Raw genomic sequence first — 13,852 nt, forward strand, 5'->3', positions numbered from 1 at the left:
CGGGGTAGGGCGTTCTCGTCGGCCGCCCGCGCGCAGACAGGACGTGAGCGCGCCACGCCTCAGTACATCGCTGGTGGCCCTCCACGCGGCGCCACGGCGAAAAGGCGCGCGAACGCGGCCTCGCTCAACCCGCTGACCGCCTCGGCCACGCCGCGTTGAACCGCTTGGTTGGGCAGTCGGTGGATCACCTCGGCAGACTCTCCGGTAACGTCAGAATAATGAGTCATCCGCACCCCGAACTAAAAGCCGCCCCTCCCCTGCCTGAAGGAGGGCTGAGGGTCGTCGCCCTTGGCGGCCTGGGTGAGATCGGCCGCAACATGACCGTCTTCGAGCACGCCGGCAAGCTGCTCATCGTCGACTGCGGCGTGCTGTTCCCCGAAGAGAACCAGCCCGGCGTGGACGTGATCCTGCCGGACTTCACCTCGATCCGTGATCGCCTGGACGACATCGTGGCCGTGGTACTCACCCACGGCCACGAGGACCACATCGGTGGCGTGCCGTACCTGCTGCGAGAGCGCTCCGACATCCCTGTCGTGGGCTCCAAGCTGACACTGGCGTTCCTGGAAGCCAAGCTCAAAGAGCACGGAATCCGGCCGCGCACGACGCGGGTACGTGAGGGCGACCGGCGCGGCTTCGGCCCCTTCGACTGCGAATTCGTGGCGGTCAACCACTCCATCCCGGACGGTCTCGCGGTCGCGATCCGCACCGCGGCCGGGCTGGTGCTGCACACCGGTGACTTCAAGATGGACCAGTTCCCGCTGGACGACCGCATCACCGACTTGCGTGCCTTCGCCCGCCTCGGTGAGGAAGGCGTCGATCTCTTCCTCACCGACTCCACCAACGCCGAGGTCCCTGGCTTCACCACCTCCGAGCGGGAGCTGAACCCGGCGATCGAGCAGGTGATGCGTACCGCCCCGCGCCGGGTGATCGTCTCCAGTTTCGCCAGCCATGTGCACCGTATCCAGCAGGTCCTGGATGCCGCGCACCAGCACGGCCGCAAGGTCGCCTTCGTGGGCCGTTCCATGGTCCGCAACATGGGCATCGCCCGCGACCTCGGGTACCTGAAGGTTCCCAGCGGCCTGGTCGTGAGTGCCAAGGAAATGGAGAAGCTGGCCGACCACAAGATCACCCTGGTGTGCACCGGATCCCAGGGCGAGCCCATGGCGGCTCTGTCCCGGATGGCCACCCGCGACCATGCGATCCGCATCGGCAAGGGCGACACCGTCCTGCTCGCCAGCTCGCTGATCCCCGGCAACGAGAACGCCATCTACCGGGTGATCAACGGGCTGACCCGGTGGGGTGCCCATGTCGTCCACAAGGGCAACGCCAAGGTGCACGTCTCCGGGCACGCCAGCGCCGGTGAGCTCGTGTACTGCTACAACATCGTCAAGCCCCGCAATGTGATGCCCGTGCACGGTGAATGGCGCCACCTGCGGGCCAACGCCGACCTGGCGATCCGTACGGGGGTCGATCCCGAGCGGGTGGTCATCGCCGAGGACGGCGTCGTCGTCGACCTGGTGAACGGGCGTGCGTCGATCACCGGCAAGGTGCCCGCGGGCAACGTCTACGTGGACGGCATGGAGGTCGGCGGCGCCACCGAGGCGTCCTTGAAGGACCGTGTCACCCTCGCGGAGGAAGGCGTGGTCACCGTGGTGGCGATCGTCGACGCCGACACGGGCGCCCTTGCCGAGACTCCCGACTTCCTGGCCCGGGGGTTCGTCCACGACGACACCACCTTCGAACCGGTCATCCCTGTCATCGAGAAGACTCTGGCGACCGCAGCCCAGGAGGGCGTCGGCGACGCGCACCAGCTGGAACAGCTCATCGCCCGTGCCGTGGCGAACTGGGCCTTCCGCACCCACCGCCGCAAGCCCCTCATCATCCCCGTCATCATCGACGCCTGACCGACGGACACCGTCCCTGCCCCGCCGACCGGGGCAGGGACGGTTTCGCGGCTGCGTCCGCACCTACGCAGAGCGGCGTACCAGGCACCGGATTCGGGCACCGACGGTGCGTCAGAAAGGTAAACGGATGAGCGCGCGTTTCGAGGAGATCGACTGGCGCCCGACACCGATGGGCGACATCAGCCTGCGGCGCCGACGCGACCCGGCATCGGACACCGATGTGTTCGAGGTGAAGCTCGGCGACGAGTTCCTGATGTCCAGCCTCTTCACAGCCGGCGAGATCGCGCTCGCGGAACTCGGACTGGCGAAACTGCTGTACACCGAACTGGACATCGCCGTCGGCGGACTCGGACTCGGGTACACCGCCGAGGCTGTACTGGACGACCCGCGGGTGCGCTCGCTAACCGTGATCGAAACGCTCGCCGAAGTCATCGACTGGCATCAGCGAGGCCTGGTCCCTCTCGGCGCCCGGCTGACTTCGGACGCCCGCTGCCGCCTGGTTCAAGGCGACTTCTTCGCGATGGCGGCCGATTCGTGCGGTCTGGACCCTACGGAGCCGGGCCGCCGCTTCCACGCCATTCTGCTGGATGTCGACCATTCCCCGCGCCATGTGCTCCACCCGAGCCACGCGGCGCTCTATCAGCCGGCCGGGCTCCGCGCTCTCGCCGAACGCCTTCACCCCAACGGGGTCTTCGCCCTGTGGTCCAACGACCCGCCGGACAAACAGTTCACCTCCGCACTCACAGAAGCCTTCCCGCAGTCAGCGGCCCATATCGTCGAATTCGACAATCCCCTGCAAGGCGGCACCTCGACCAACACCGTCTACGTGGCCAGGACAGATCCGGGCCCGGCGTAGACAAACAGTGGGTGACGATGCCCCAGGGGGGGAATCGCCCATGCCGATGAGGTACTTGAGATGCTCGAGGGCTCTCGGAGAAGTACACACATGAAATTCCAGGAGCACATGCCGGCCCTCCTGTCCGCAGTGGTGCAGGCGCTTGCCGTCAACGCGCGCGGAGTGTGGATCTCAGGCCGCAACGAGGACCGCGCGCACCTGCCAGGAAGCACTGGCGAACGTCCGCCGCGCTGCGGCTGAGAGAGGTTCACCCAGCGCGTGCGGCAGGATAGGGGCCAACGCGGCTCTTGTGCCAGTGGGTTGAGGCTTCGGACATCTCCCTGACTGCACGGAAGCTTTGTGCTGTCGCGCACCCCGTCGGCATCACCGATCGGTGGACACGCTGAAAGGCCTTGCAGCGTTGCGTTACGCGCCACGAAGGGGCGGACCCGGCCCGCAAGGACAGACTCTGGAGCCTGCCGCTGGAGGGCCGGGTGCTGCTAATACGCCTCACCGCATGATCGGACATCCCACCAAGGCAGCACAGGCTGCCTGTTCGCGGCCTGCTGCAACACGCTCCGCATGGAGGCGGATGTGGTCAGCGACGGCCGCGGAATTTGCCCAGCAGCCCCTTGGCCTGGTCCCGGCGACGGGGGTCCGCTGCGGCCCGCCGCGCCTGCTCGACCGCACGACGCCCCTGAGGACTCCTGGCAAACTGCTTGATACGTTCCAGCATGCGTGGCATGCGACTCCAACCCTCGATACCGGCGACTGCCTTCCTCCGCTCGACTACCCCTTGTGGGACGACTCAGCCCTCCCATCCGCTGGGATGTGCCCCGCTCATGGACTCCGTGTGGAGCTGAGGCTGATGCGCTTCAACGTGCGCCGGCGTTCCTTGAGTTCCCCGCGGTGCGTTCGCCGAGGGCCCGCACATGTTCGATTAGGGGTTGGTCATACGGGTGTGGAGCCCGTCTCCCCATCCGAGATCCACAAAGGCGTGCAGTCCAGTATCAGGTGTGTCATGCCCTCGGCGCGAGAACGGTCCAACACCGCGTACAGGTCGGGGGCTTGGTCTGCGAGGATGCCGATGCCCCCTCGTGCAGGTAGCGGTAGCCGGTCGCCTGGGACACCCCGGCGCCCTGGGCGAGGCAGTACACACGGCCTCGCTCACGGATCCAGCGCAGCACCAGCACCGCCTGCCGGATCGGGCCCAGCACCCGCGCCCCCTTCGGGGTTCCGATCCGTCGACGGTGCGCGGCCGACAACCGGCCCAGGTACTCCACGACTTGGCGCGGGACGTCGAGCGTGGCGATGTAGGTGACCAGCGTGAAGCCTCGGGTGGTTGCGGCAATGATCTTGTGGTGAGACCTGTCCTAGCAGGGGCTTTACGTGCGTCTGCGGTCGGGTGTAATCCGTCCGATTCAGCTTCACCAGGCGTCGGTTCACACCGCTTCGCTCAGACCGTTTCGCTGAGGAACCCTCACTGGCCGGCCTGTTCTACCCAGGGCTCGGCGGACCGGCCGGCTAGCGCGCCACGCGGTAGCCGAGGTAGACGACTCTCGAGCGGAAGGTGCGGGTCTCGACGAGCTCGAGATCCACCCGGCGCTCGTGCTGGGGGAAGAACGGAATGCCGCCGCCGACCAGCACCGGGTGGACCCTCGCCCGGTACTCGTCGATCAGACCCAACGCGGCCGCCTCGGCGGCGAGAGTCGCGCCGCCGATCGCGATGTTGCCGTCCCCCGGCTCGGCTCTCAAACGCTCGATCTCCTCCGCCAGGCCGCCGGAGGCCAGGCGGGCATTGCCCTGTACCGCCGAAAGCGTGGTGGAGAACACCACCTTGGGAAGCGTCTTCCAGATCGCGGCAAACTCGAGCGTTGAGAAGTCGAGTGATGGAACCTGGTCGACGGTCTCCCAATACAGCATCGACTCGTACAGCCGTCGTCCCAACAGGTGGACACCGAGCTCTCGCACCTCGTCGGTGGCGAAGCGAAAGACCTCCTCGTCGGGCGGTGTCCAGTCGAAGCCACCGTCCGGCCCGACGATGTAGCCGTCCAGTGAGACGCTCATCGAATAGGTCACGCTGCGCATTGGGAATCCTCCTCGGTGACGGGTTCGACAGTACGACCGCCGGACGTCGCAGAACTCATCGCGGCTCGCGAAATCCCCTGGGCCGAGTCACCTTACGAGATCATTTCGTTGCGAAGACCTCAGCGGCCGGCAACAGCAGGTCCTCCTCGCTGTCGAAGTACCGGAAGAACGTCCGCTCCGACACGTTCGCGACAGCAACGATGTCGGCCTCGGTGGTCTGCGTGAAACCGCGTTCGGCGACCAGCCCAGCCACGGCCTCCCTCGGCGTGGTCCGCGTCTGGTTTTTCTTGCGTTCCCTCAGCCCCGGGCCGCCCGGAGGGGATTCGTGGAGTTCGATGTCCACGCCCATGTCGCGCGCCTCCTTCGCGAAGGTTCGGCAAGCCGGCATCAGGAGGTCCTGGGTGCCGATGGACACGGTGGTTGGTGCACAGGTTGGCGAAGTCTCCGTGGAGCGGGCTGGCCGCCGGGTCCCAAGGGCCATTGTCATGCCGAGCTGTAACCGGAAGGGGCCTACTCCTGGGTTCTCGGGTATGTCTGGCCGGAACGGTGGAACCCTGACAGGGCGCGCATGCCCCACACCTCCGAATTTGCGTTGGAGCACACTCCGACTCCTAGGTTCGGAAGCATGCGATACATCAAACTCGGAACGACCGGACTGGAAGTCTCCGCCATCACCCTCGGCTGCATGAGCTTCGGCGAGCCGGACCGGGGCGGCGAGCCCTGGTCGCTGGGCGCGGACGCCAGCCGGGACATCATCAAGCAGGCCCTTGAGAGCGGCGTCAACTTCCTCGACACGGCCAATGGGTACAGCGCCGGAAGCAGCGAGGAGATCGTCGGCCGGGCGGTCAAGGACTTCACCCGGCGCGAGGAGGTCGTTCTCTCCACCAAGGTCTGGATGCGGATGCGCCCCGGCCCGAACGGCGCCGGGCTGTCCCGCAAGGCGATCTTCGCCGAGCTCGACGCCTCCCTGAAGCGACTGGGGACCGACTACATCGACCTGTACCAGATCCACCGCTGGGACTACGACACCCCGATCGAGGAAACCCTCGAGGCGCTGCACGACGCGGTCAAGTCCGGGAAGGTCCGCTACATCGGAGCCTCTTCCATGCACGCCTGGCAGTTCGCCAAGGCCCTGTACCTGGCTGACCTGAACGGCTGGACCCGGTTCGTGTCGATGCAGGACCACTACAACCTCATCCACCGAGAAGCGGAGCGGGAGATGCTCCCGCTCTGCGCCGACCAGGGCATCGGTGTGATCCCGTGGAGCCCGCTGGCGCGGGGAAGGCTGACGCGGGCCCGGGACACCGCCACGGCGCGTGCCGAGACCGACGAGGGCGGCAAGATCCTCTGCCGCGACGAGGACCAGGCAGTGGCCGAGCGCGTCCACGAGACCGCGGGCAAGCGGGGTTTGTCCCCGGCCCAGGTCGCCCTGGCCTGGGTCATGCGCAACCCGGCGGTGACCTCGCCCATCGTCGGGGTCACCAATCCGGCCCAGCTGGCCGACGCGGTCGCCGCGGTGGACGTCGAACTCGACGAGGACGAGGCCGCCTACTTGGAGGAGCCGTACCAGCCGCACGAGGCCGCCTACCTGGAGGAGTCCTTCTACAAGCCGCACCCTGTGGCGGGCTCCCGGTAGTCCGGGCTACCGCCGGGCCTTCGACGAGTCCTTGGCCTTCCCAGCCCTGTGGTGGGCCGGCGGTGCTTGCGGACGGCCGCGCGCAACTGCGTGATCTGCGCGCTGCCCGCCAGCGCGGTGAGCAGGATGCCCGCCACCGCGGCCAGCAGCAGGGCCCCGCGCAGCGGAACGTGCCCGTGGGCACCGAAGGAGCTGACGTCCACCGACTGCTCCTGAGTTTGGTCAATTGGTAAGACACTTCGCGGGTAGGGGCGTCAGGCTGATGTGACGCGGGGCCCGGGATCCGTTTTGACGTGGAACTCCTACATCTCTACATCTGAGAACGGAGCACCGGTGCCCGCCGTCGAAGCATGGGCGATCAAGCCCTTGTGGGTCCAGTTCGAGGCCCTCCTGCCACCACACTCGAGACACATCCGTGGGGCTGTCACAACCCACGGATCCCGGACCGGATCGTGTTCGACAAGCTCGTCGCGAAACTCGTCTTCGGCGGCTCGTACGAGAAGCAGGCCGATCAATCGTGCTCGGCGACCACGATGAGAACCCGACGCAACGAGTGGATCGCGGCCGGTGTCTTCGCAGGGCTGGAGCAGATCGTGTTGGAGACCTGCGACCGTGTCGTGGGCCTGGAACCGGACCTGGCCGACATCACCGTCGACGGGCAGATCACCAAAGCGCCCTGCGGTGCCGAGGTCGCCGGGAAATCACCGATCGACCGGGGAAAACAGGGATCAAGTGGTCGCGTATGACCGACGGACGCGGGACCCCGCTGGGCTGTGTCGTGACCGGCGCGAACCGGCACGTCTCCCCGTTCCTGCGCCCGACGCCAGAGAGGCAGCCTCCCCCTGACGTGGACGCACATGCGCACACGGCTTGCGGCGGCGGCTTGGACAGCGTTCGCCGCGCTGCTGCTGGCCGGCCGCGTCTCCCCCGCTGCTCAGGCGGAGGACTCGCCGATGTCACCAAGATCTTCGTCAGCAAGGCGAGAAGATCTGGATCGGCCCCTGCGGCGTGCTGCTGCTCGGTCTCTTCATTTGCCCGGCCTGTGCGCGATGTTCGCTCTCCGCGCTGCGATCTCTGCCCGAACTGCGAGGTACCGGTCGTTGCCACGTATTGAGGCGAGGCCACACATCATTCTAGTGTGATCTAGGTCACGCCATCGTCGACGTCGCATCTTTGCCCTGGCGCGCACCACAGACCCCTTCGCGGGTGATTCACACCACCACCCATCAGCTTCACCATGCGTAATCAGCCAGAACGTATTGGCGAAACGCGTTTGTGGCAGAAGTTGCCGTCGGAAAGTCTACGCGCGTAGTGGACTGACCGCCCTAACCGGACGTAGTGGCGTGCTCGCACATTCGCTTGACCCTGATCGACGGGGTCGCTTACATGCATACCTCAGCCGTGCGGCGGCGAGATCGGCGGTCCGCCACCGATCCGTGGCCACGACCCCGGCTTCCTCGTCGTCCCCTGTCAACTCCGCTGCTTCCGCTACCGCACGTCCGCAACTCCGGCGGTCTCGACGAGCTGTGCGCCAGCACTTCGGAAAGGAACGCACCCGGTGCCCCAGCCGCAGGCCATAGATCGTCTTCGCCACCGAGCCATCGAGTGTGGGTGGGAGCAATGAGCAGACACAGGGGGAAGCCCGTGCGCATCAGGCCAAACACCGGCAGGGGCCGCAGCATTAGAACATCGCTCATCGCCCTCGCTCTGGTCCCTGCGTCGGCGATGGTCCTGCTCTGGTTCAGTGGCTCGGCCGTCCTGTTCAACCAGTGGCGCCAGGCCGGCCACGTCGGCCAGGCAGCGAAGACCACGTACGCACTGGTACCCGGTGTCGCCGAGTTCCAGAGGGAGCGGCAACTGACGGTCCTGCTGCTCTCGGCACACGGCAGCCGTGCGGCTCTGGACGCTCAGCGTGCCAGGACGGACGCCATACTCGCTGACTTCCACGAGGCTGACTCCGTCTCCGCCGGCGATGCTACGGCGGAATACGAGGCCCAGTTGGTCAGCGTGCGGAAGCGGCTGGACACCCTGACGGCCGAGCGGACCGACATCGACGGGGGCAACAGCGACAGGCATCACGCCTACGACGTCTACTCCCAGACGATCGCGTCGGTGCTCAACCTGTTCGGAACACTGAGCACGGACAGCGGCAGCGGGGCCACGGCGGCCGAAGCCGCCCACGCTCTGTCGTTCCTGCGCGCGACCGAGGCGCTGGCGGGTGAGAGGGCCATCCTCGACAGCGCTGCGGCCTCCGGAAAACTGAGTGTCCAGGAGAGGACGACCCTGGCATCGGCCGCTGCCGTGAGAAGTTCCGTACTCTCCAACGAGGTGTCCCCCTACCTGCCGCCGAAGATGAGAAGCGCGCTGCAGAAGGTCATGGGCGGGACGGACTGGGCGGGGCTGGATGCCTTCGAGGCAGCCCTTCCCCTGGCAGCCACAAAGGGGAGCGACACCGTCGAGGTTCCACGTCTCACGGCCGCTCGCAAGGCCGCTCCGGGCCGTGTGTTCACCGCGGTGCAGAACACCGAGAACGAGTATCTGGGGCAGGTAACAAAGAACAACGAGGACAGGAACCACGACCTGTTCATGAGGGTGATGTACGGCAGCGCCCTCGCATTGGTGGCGGTGGCCGCGGTCGCCGTCCTGTCCTGGAACATCACGCGTTCGCTCATCGGCCGCATGTCCAGCCTGCGCGAGGCGACACTGGACCTTGCCGAGAACCGGTTGCCCGAACTGATCCAGCGGCTGAGGGCCGGCGACAAGGAGGCCGACGCCGACGCCCTACCAGAACTTGCCTATGGTGAAGACGAGTTGGGCAAGGTGGCGCAGGCCTTCAACAGCGCCCAGCGCACCGCGGTCGCCCTGGCCCTGGAACAGGCGGCACAGCGTGAGGGCGCGAGACTGGTCTTCCTCAACATGTCACGCCGCACACAGATCCTGATTCACCGTCAGCTGACCGTGATCGACTCCATGGAGCGCAAGGAGCAGGATCCCCAACTCCTCGCCGAGCTCTATCGCGTCGACCACCTCGCCACGCGCATGCGACGCAACGCGGAGAGCCTGACGGTACTGTCCGGCTCGACGCCGCGCCGCCGCTGGAGGGAAGCGGTGGCGCTCGAGGACCTCCTGCGCAGTTCGGTGTCCGAGGTCGAGGGCTACTCGCGGGTCGTGGTGGAGCCGATGCCGCCGGTGGCGGTGACCGGCCCTGCCGTCGGCGACACCATTCACCTGATGGCCGAACTCATCGAGAACGGCGTCACGTTCTCGCCCCCGCACACCGAGGTGCGCGTCCGTGCCCTTCCGGTGGCGCAGGGATACGCCATCGAGGTGGAAGACCGTGGTCTGGGACTGTCGTCCCAGGAGTACGAGGCGGCCAACGAACTGCTGCACCATCCGCAGGAGTTCAGCATCACCTCGCTGGGCGAAGACCCCCGCCTGGGCCTGTTCACCGTCGGCCACCTCGCCCGACGCCATGGCATCACGGCAAGCCTCCAGGCATCCTCGTACGGGGGATCTCTGGCGGTCGTCGTCCTTCCGCAGAGTCTGACCCAGCCCTCTGCCGAAACCTCGCCGATGGCGCTCGACCCCCGTGCGGACCGCCATCTGGCTTCGGTCGGCGGCCCTGCGCCCGGGGGCCCCGAAGGCGGGAGCATCCCGATGCGAATCCGCAAAATGCCTGTCGAGAGACACTCCCCCACGGCGACGGAACCGCCGATGACCCCGCCGGTGCCTTCGCCCGGCGACAGGGTCGGCGCCGGCCTCGGGAGCGCACCGCACACAGGCGCTCGTCCCGGCGGTTCCGGCCGCCTTCCCCAACGAGTTCGGCGGGCCAATCTCGCCCCGCAACTCCTGGAACGGCACGAGGAGCCGGATCGAAGTGCGAGCCGGGAATTCGAGGAGCGCCGCCCGGAACAGGCCCGCTCCATGCTCGCCGCGCTGCGGGACGGCACCCGGCGGGCCCGCGAACAGGAAGAAGTCCCGGCACCCGCCTGGCCCACGGCCCAGCCCGACCGGCGTCCGTTGCCCACCCGCTCTTCGACAAGGAACAGCACCTCATGACCGCGACCAACTCCACCCGCGACGGACTGGCCTGGCTCCTGGACAACCTGATCGAACGGATCCCGGAGACCCGGCACGCGATCGTGCTGTCGGAGGACGGTCTGCTCGTCGGTGCTTCGCAGGGACTCGCCCGAGCCGACGCCGAGCAGCTTGCGGCCATCTCCTCGGGTGTTCACTCCCTGGCTCAGGGAACCAGCCGCCATTTCGGCGGCGGACGTGTGCAGCAAACCGTCATCGAAATGGACGACCTCTTCCTCTTCGTCACCACTGCCGGCGGCGGCGCCCGGCTCGCGGTGCTCGCCACCTCGGCGGTGGACGTGGGCAGTGTCGGCTACGAGATGACCATGCTGGTCCGGCAGGTGGGCCAGTTCCTGAGCGCCGCCCCGCGCTTTTCCGAATACACCGGTGTCCCACTTGCGGGTGAGCATGAATGAGACATTGGTCCGAGGAAGATCCGTGGGAGGACGACGATCCCGGCCGTATCGTGCGCCCCTACACCGTCACACGTGGCAGGACGCGGTCGGGCCACGGCGACGTCGAACTGATCACGCTGATCACCACGGTGCGTCCACCGACCCGGGCCCAGCGGCTTCAACCCGAACAGGACAGACTGCTCGCGATGTGCCGCAGGCCGATGGCCCTCGTAGAGGTCGCCGCCCACCTCGATCTGCCCGTCGCAGTGGTACGCATACTCCTGGGTGACCTCCTGGACAATGAACTCATCTCCGTCTCCTCACCCCCGGCAGTCGGTGCCCCCGACGCCCGTCTCCTTCAGGCAGTGATCGATGGCATACGCAGACTATGACCCCGACCTCACCGCGATCGCGCCCGACGCGGCGACGGCCAAGATCCTCGTCGCCGGTGGCTTCGGCGTCGGCAAGACCACCCTCGTCGGCACCATCAGCGAGACGGTGCCCCTGCGCACCGAGGAGCTGATCACCGAGGCCAGCGTGGGGGTGGACAACCTCTCCGGCGTGGAGCGGAAGACCACGACCACGGTCGCCATGGACTTCGGCCGGATCACCCTCAGCCAGGCCCTCGTGGTCTATCTCTTCGGAGCGCCCGGACAGGACCGCTTCTGGTTCATGTGGGACGACCTGTCGCGCGGTGCCCTCGGCGCTGTCGTGCTCGCGGACACGCGGCGGTTGGACAACTGCTTCGCGTCCGTCGACTTCTTCGAGCACCGTGGCATTCCCTTCGCTCTGGGTGTCAATTGTTTCGACGGCATCTGCGAGGAGGACCCGGACGAGATCCGCGCGGCGCTGGACCTCTCTCCCGACGTACCGCTCGTGCTCTGTGACGCCAGGGACAAGGAATCTGTGAAAGGAGTGCTGCTCGCGCTGCTGGAACATGTCATGCGCGGATTGGCGGCCGAGGTGTCGGCGGACCGGCAACCAGTCTGAGGCCGGTCGAAGTCCCGAAACCTCCGACGAGCACCTCTGCCGCGGCCGCCCTGGGTAGCGGGTGGGACCGCAAACAGGCGTCCCGGGCTTGTACGTACTGCCTCAGGAGCGGTCCGGAAGCAGGTCGGCGATCGCGCGGGTGAACTGTGCCGGCTGCTCGATGTGGCCGAAGTGGCCGCTGTGTTCGAGGACGGTCAGTCGGGCCCCGGGGATACCGTCCCGCAGCATCACGGACCAGCGTGGACCGCAGATGAAGTCGCGGCGCCCCGCGATCACCACGGTCGGCGCGGTGATCTCGCCCAGCCGGTCGCGGACGTCGAAGGGCACCGAGGCGGGTGCGGTGGCCGGTTCGGCGGAGATGCGTACACCGGCCAAGAAGTCGGCGAACTCTTCGCGCCGGGCCCAGAAGTCGGCGAAGTAGACCGGCATCGCCTCGCGCAGCCGTGCGTTGACCTGCTCGTCGTCTGGCGCGTTGAGCGCGTTCTGGAACGCCGCGGGGATGCCGGCCGCCTCGGGCTGGTCGGGGTAGAGGTCCGGGTAGGCATTCAACCCGGCCATCGCGGCCTCCCACCACTCCGGGCCCGCGGCAGGTGAGGTGTGGTAGAGAACCAGGCCGGAAAGGCGGTCCGGGTGGTCCAGGGCGTACTGCTGGGCGACGAAACCCCCGTGCGAGTGGCCGAGCACATGCACCCGCGGCTCGCCGAGGTGGTCGATGAGGGCGGCCAGGAAGTGGACGTAGGTGTCCAGGCCGTAAGCCTCCGGGCTGTCGGACGTTCCTGTGCCGACCGGCTCCGGGTAGACCACGGTGAAGTGCTTCTCCAGTTCGGGAGAGCGGAGGTAGGCGTAGTCGAAGCCCGGGCCGCCGGGGTGGGCGACGAGCGTGGGCCCGCTCCCGGCCACGTGGTAGTTCATCCGGACGCCGTCGACGCTTATGGAGCTCATACGTTGTGCTTCCTGCTCGTTCGGAGGGAGGTGTCTACGGGGCCACAAGCTACCTTCTGCTTCTCAACACCGTGGACAGGCAGGGGAGTTAAGGCGCCAGCGCCCCGGCCTCGCCGGGACGCTGGAGAAGGTGACTGCGGTCAGCACCGAGCGCGTCGCCATATGGCAGCAGTACATGGACCGCGGACCGGAGTATCCCTGGAGGCGACGAGGACATCGCCGGCCTGTCCCCCGCCGAAGTTCTCCCACATCAACTTCCACGGCCGCTACATGGACCGTCGGCGACAAGGGGTTCTTGGGGGCCCGTCAGACATGCTGGGCCTGCTGCCGGCCGCCGCCCTTGCGGAGGCCGAGGCCCGCACCGAGGGAGACGACACCCATACCGATGGAGGTCGCGATGCCCTGGGCGCCATCGACGACGAAGGGTGCGGCGAGGGCGACGACGAGGTTGAACAGGAACAGGAACCAGAGCACCGGCCGGGACGAGAGCAGCGACTTCATGAGGGTTTCCTTCTCGGTTGAGGGCTGTGAACTTCCGAGATCAACGATCCCGGTGCGCACCCGCCGTCACGAGGAGGCCCACTCCCCAAACGATGGTGTAGCCCGCTACACCGTTGACGCGGAAGCCTGCTCCGCCCGCGCCCGCGAGCTCTGACGCCTGCGTGACCGGCACGGTGAAGCCGAACGGCAAGCGGCGCAGGTCGTCCGTCCGGCCGACCGTGGCGAGTTGGGCCCCGTGCGGGATCCCTGAGGTCTGTCCACCGCAACGAATAACTTGCCTAAGTTAATCAATCCCTCTACGGTTGCGTGAGTCAAGCAACTTCGCTGCCCTGACGGAGGCTCCCCCATGTCCGACGCCCTAGACCGAACCGCCGAGGCAGGGGGTTCCACCCCGCCGAAGTCGAGCGCCGTGGTGGCCGTGCTGGCCCTTTCCGGCATCGTCGTCTCGCTGATGCAGACCCTGGTCATTCCGATCGTGCCGGAG

At 67.2% G+C, this 13,852-nt stretch carries 14 protein-coding genes and 1 pseudogene; 9 read left to right on the top strand and 6 right to left on the bottom strand.

Annotation, left to right across the window (positions count from 1 at the left end; all coding sequences use genetic code 11):
• The first annotated feature begins 218 nt into the window (after positions 1-218).
• The 3 genes from ACIBLC_RS40750 (at position 219) to ACIBLC_RS40760 (ending at position 3,000) form a co-directional block, all read left to right on the top strand.
• Positions 219-1,904: a ribonuclease J gene (locus ACIBLC_RS40750; RefSeq protein ID WP_399216553.1), complete on the top strand. Its 1,686-nt coding sequence runs from the start codon at positions 219-221 to the stop codon at positions 1,902-1,904.
• A 127-nt stretch (positions 1,905-2,031) separates the two neighbouring features.
• Positions 2,032-2,760: a spermidine synthase gene (locus ACIBLC_RS40755; RefSeq protein ID WP_399216554.1), complete on the top strand. Its 729-nt coding sequence runs from the start codon at positions 2,032-2,034 to the stop codon at positions 2,758-2,760.
• 90 nt (positions 2,761-2,850) lie between these two features.
• A complete protein-coding gene (locus ACIBLC_RS40760; RefSeq protein ID WP_399216555.1) occupies positions 2,851-3,000 on the top strand; it encodes a hypothetical protein in 150 nt (49 codons plus the stop codon).
• A 758-nt stretch (positions 3,001-3,758) separates the two neighbouring features.
• Here ACIBLC_RS40760 and ACIBLC_RS40765 read toward each other — a convergent pair.
• From ACIBLC_RS40765 to ACIBLC_RS40775, 3 genes are all read right to left on the bottom strand, one after another.
• Positions 3,759-3,956, bottom strand: coding sequence for a hypothetical protein (locus ACIBLC_RS40765; protein ID WP_399216556.1), 198 nt, complete (start codon positions 3,954-3,956; stop codon positions 3,759-3,761).
• Between the two features lie 307 nt (positions 3,957-4,263).
• Positions 4,264-4,827 carry a dihydrofolate reductase family protein gene (locus ACIBLC_RS40770; RefSeq protein WP_399216557.1) on the bottom strand — a complete coding sequence of 188 codons (564 nt, stop codon included), beginning with the start codon at positions 4,825-4,827 and terminating at the stop codon, positions 4,264-4,266.
• 100 nt (positions 4,828-4,927) lie between these two features.
• Positions 4,928-5,176: a TetR/AcrR family transcriptional regulator gene (locus tag ACIBLC_RS40775; RefSeq protein WP_399216558.1), complete on the bottom strand. Its 249-nt coding sequence runs from the start codon at positions 5,174-5,176 to the stop codon at positions 4,928-4,930.
• A 276-nt stretch (positions 5,177-5,452) separates the two neighbouring features.
• On the opposite strand from ACIBLC_RS40775, the gene ACIBLC_RS40780 reads away from it, so the two are divergent.
• Positions 5,453-6,463 carry an aldo/keto reductase gene (locus tag ACIBLC_RS40780; RefSeq protein WP_399216559.1) on the top strand — a complete coding sequence of 337 codons (1,011 nt, stop codon included), beginning with the start codon at positions 5,453-5,455 and terminating at the stop codon, positions 6,461-6,463.
• Here ACIBLC_RS40780 and ACIBLC_RS40785 read toward each other — a convergent pair.
• Positions 6,430-6,666, bottom strand: a complete 237-nt coding sequence (locus ACIBLC_RS40785; RefSeq protein WP_399216560.1) for a hypothetical protein — start codon at positions 6,664-6,666, stop codon at positions 6,430-6,432. The genes ACIBLC_RS40780 and ACIBLC_RS40785 overlap by 34 nt on opposite strands.
• 130 nt (positions 6,667-6,796) lie before the next feature.
• Between ACIBLC_RS40785 and ACIBLC_RS40790 the strand changes: the two are divergent.
• The 5 genes and pseudogenes from ACIBLC_RS40790 to ACIBLC_RS40810 form a co-directional block, all read left to right on the top strand.
• Positions 6,797-7,295, top strand: a pseudogene (locus ACIBLC_RS40790) (IS5/IS1182 family transposase); the annotation flags it as partial.
• A gap of 812 nt (positions 7,296-8,107) precedes the next feature.
• Positions 8,108-10,522 (top strand): nitrate- and nitrite sensing domain-containing protein, encoded by a 2,415-nt coding sequence (locus tag ACIBLC_RS40795; RefSeq protein ID WP_399216561.1) that lies wholly within the window; start codon positions 8,108-8,110, stop codon positions 10,520-10,522.
• A complete protein-coding gene (locus ACIBLC_RS40800) occupies positions 10,519-10,956 on the top strand; it encodes a roadblock/LC7 domain-containing protein (RefSeq protein ID WP_399216562.1) in 438 nt (145 codons plus the stop codon). Before ACIBLC_RS40795 ends, ACIBLC_RS40800 begins: the two co-directional genes overlap by 4 nt.
• A complete protein-coding gene (locus tag ACIBLC_RS40805) occupies positions 10,953-11,327 on the top strand; it encodes a DUF742 domain-containing protein (RefSeq protein WP_399216563.1) in 375 nt (124 codons plus the stop codon). The genes ACIBLC_RS40800 and ACIBLC_RS40805 overlap by 4 nt, the downstream gene beginning before the upstream one ends.
• Positions 11,308-11,925 (top strand): GTP-binding protein, encoded by a 618-nt coding sequence (locus ACIBLC_RS40810; protein ID WP_399216564.1) that lies wholly within the window; start codon positions 11,308-11,310, stop codon positions 11,923-11,925. The genes ACIBLC_RS40805 and ACIBLC_RS40810 overlap by 20 nt, the downstream gene beginning before the upstream one ends.
• Before the next feature lie 102 nt (positions 11,926-12,027).
• Here the strand turns inward: ACIBLC_RS40810 and ACIBLC_RS40815 are convergent, their stop codons facing one another.
• Positions 12,028-12,867 carry an alpha/beta fold hydrolase gene (locus ACIBLC_RS40815; protein ID WP_399216565.1) on the bottom strand — a complete coding sequence of 280 codons (840 nt, stop codon included), beginning with the start codon at positions 12,865-12,867 and terminating at the stop codon, positions 12,028-12,030.
• Positions 12,868-13,173: 306 nt separating this feature from the next.
• On the bottom strand, positions 13,174-13,368 hold the full coding sequence (locus ACIBLC_RS40820) for a hypothetical protein (protein ID WP_399216566.1): 195 nt from the start codon (positions 13,366-13,368) through the stop codon (positions 13,174-13,176).
• Between the last annotated feature and the right edge of the window lie 484 nt (positions 13,369-13,852).

The sequence above is a fragment of the Streptomyces sp. NPDC050535 genome (genome assembly GCF_044457665.1).
GTDB lineage: Bacteria > Actinomycetota > Actinomycetes > Streptomycetales > Streptomycetaceae > Streptomyces.

What these genes read in the sequence shown, in the direction of transcription:
- ACIBLC_RS40760 (WP_399216555.1), top strand. Translation starts at nt 2,851, where the DNA reads ATGAAATTCCAGGAGCACATGCCGGCCCTCCTGTCCGCAGTGGTGCAG.
- ACIBLC_RS40810 (WP_399216564.1), top strand. Translation starts at nt 11,308, where the DNA reads ATGGCATACGCAGACTATGACCCCGACCTCACCGCGATCGCGCCCGAC.
- ACIBLC_RS40775 (WP_399216558.1), bottom strand. Translation starts at nt 5,176, where the DNA reads ATGGGCGTGGACATCGAACTCCACGAATCCCCTCCGGGCGGCCCGGGG.
- ACIBLC_RS40750 (WP_399216553.1), top strand. Translation starts at nt 219, where the DNA reads ATGAGTCATCCGCACCCCGAACTAAAAGCCGCCCCTCCCCTGCCTGAA.
- ACIBLC_RS40770 (WP_399216557.1), bottom strand. Translation starts at nt 4,827, where the DNA reads ATGCGCAGCGTGACCTATTCGATGAGCGTCTCACTGGACGGCTACATC.
- ACIBLC_RS40780 (WP_399216559.1), top strand. Translation starts at nt 5,453, where the DNA reads ATGCGATACATCAAACTCGGAACGACCGGACTGGAAGTCTCCGCCATC.
- ACIBLC_RS40820 (WP_399216566.1), bottom strand. Translation starts at nt 13,368, where the DNA reads ATGAAGTCGCTGCTCTCGTCCCGGCCGGTGCTCTGGTTCCTGTTCCTG.
- ACIBLC_RS40805 (WP_399216563.1), top strand. Translation starts at nt 10,953, where the DNA reads ATGAGACATTGGTCCGAGGAAGATCCGTGGGAGGACGACGATCCCGGC.
- ACIBLC_RS40800 (WP_399216562.1), top strand. Translation starts at nt 10,519, where the DNA reads ATGACCGCGACCAACTCCACCCGCGACGGACTGGCCTGGCTCCTGGAC.
- ACIBLC_RS40815 (WP_399216565.1), bottom strand. Translation starts at nt 12,867, where the DNA reads ATGAGCTCCATAAGCGTCGACGGCGTCCGGATGAACTACCACGTGGCC.
- ACIBLC_RS40755 (WP_399216554.1), top strand. Translation starts at nt 2,032, where the DNA reads ATGAGCGCGCGTTTCGAGGAGATCGACTGGCGCCCGACACCGATGGGC.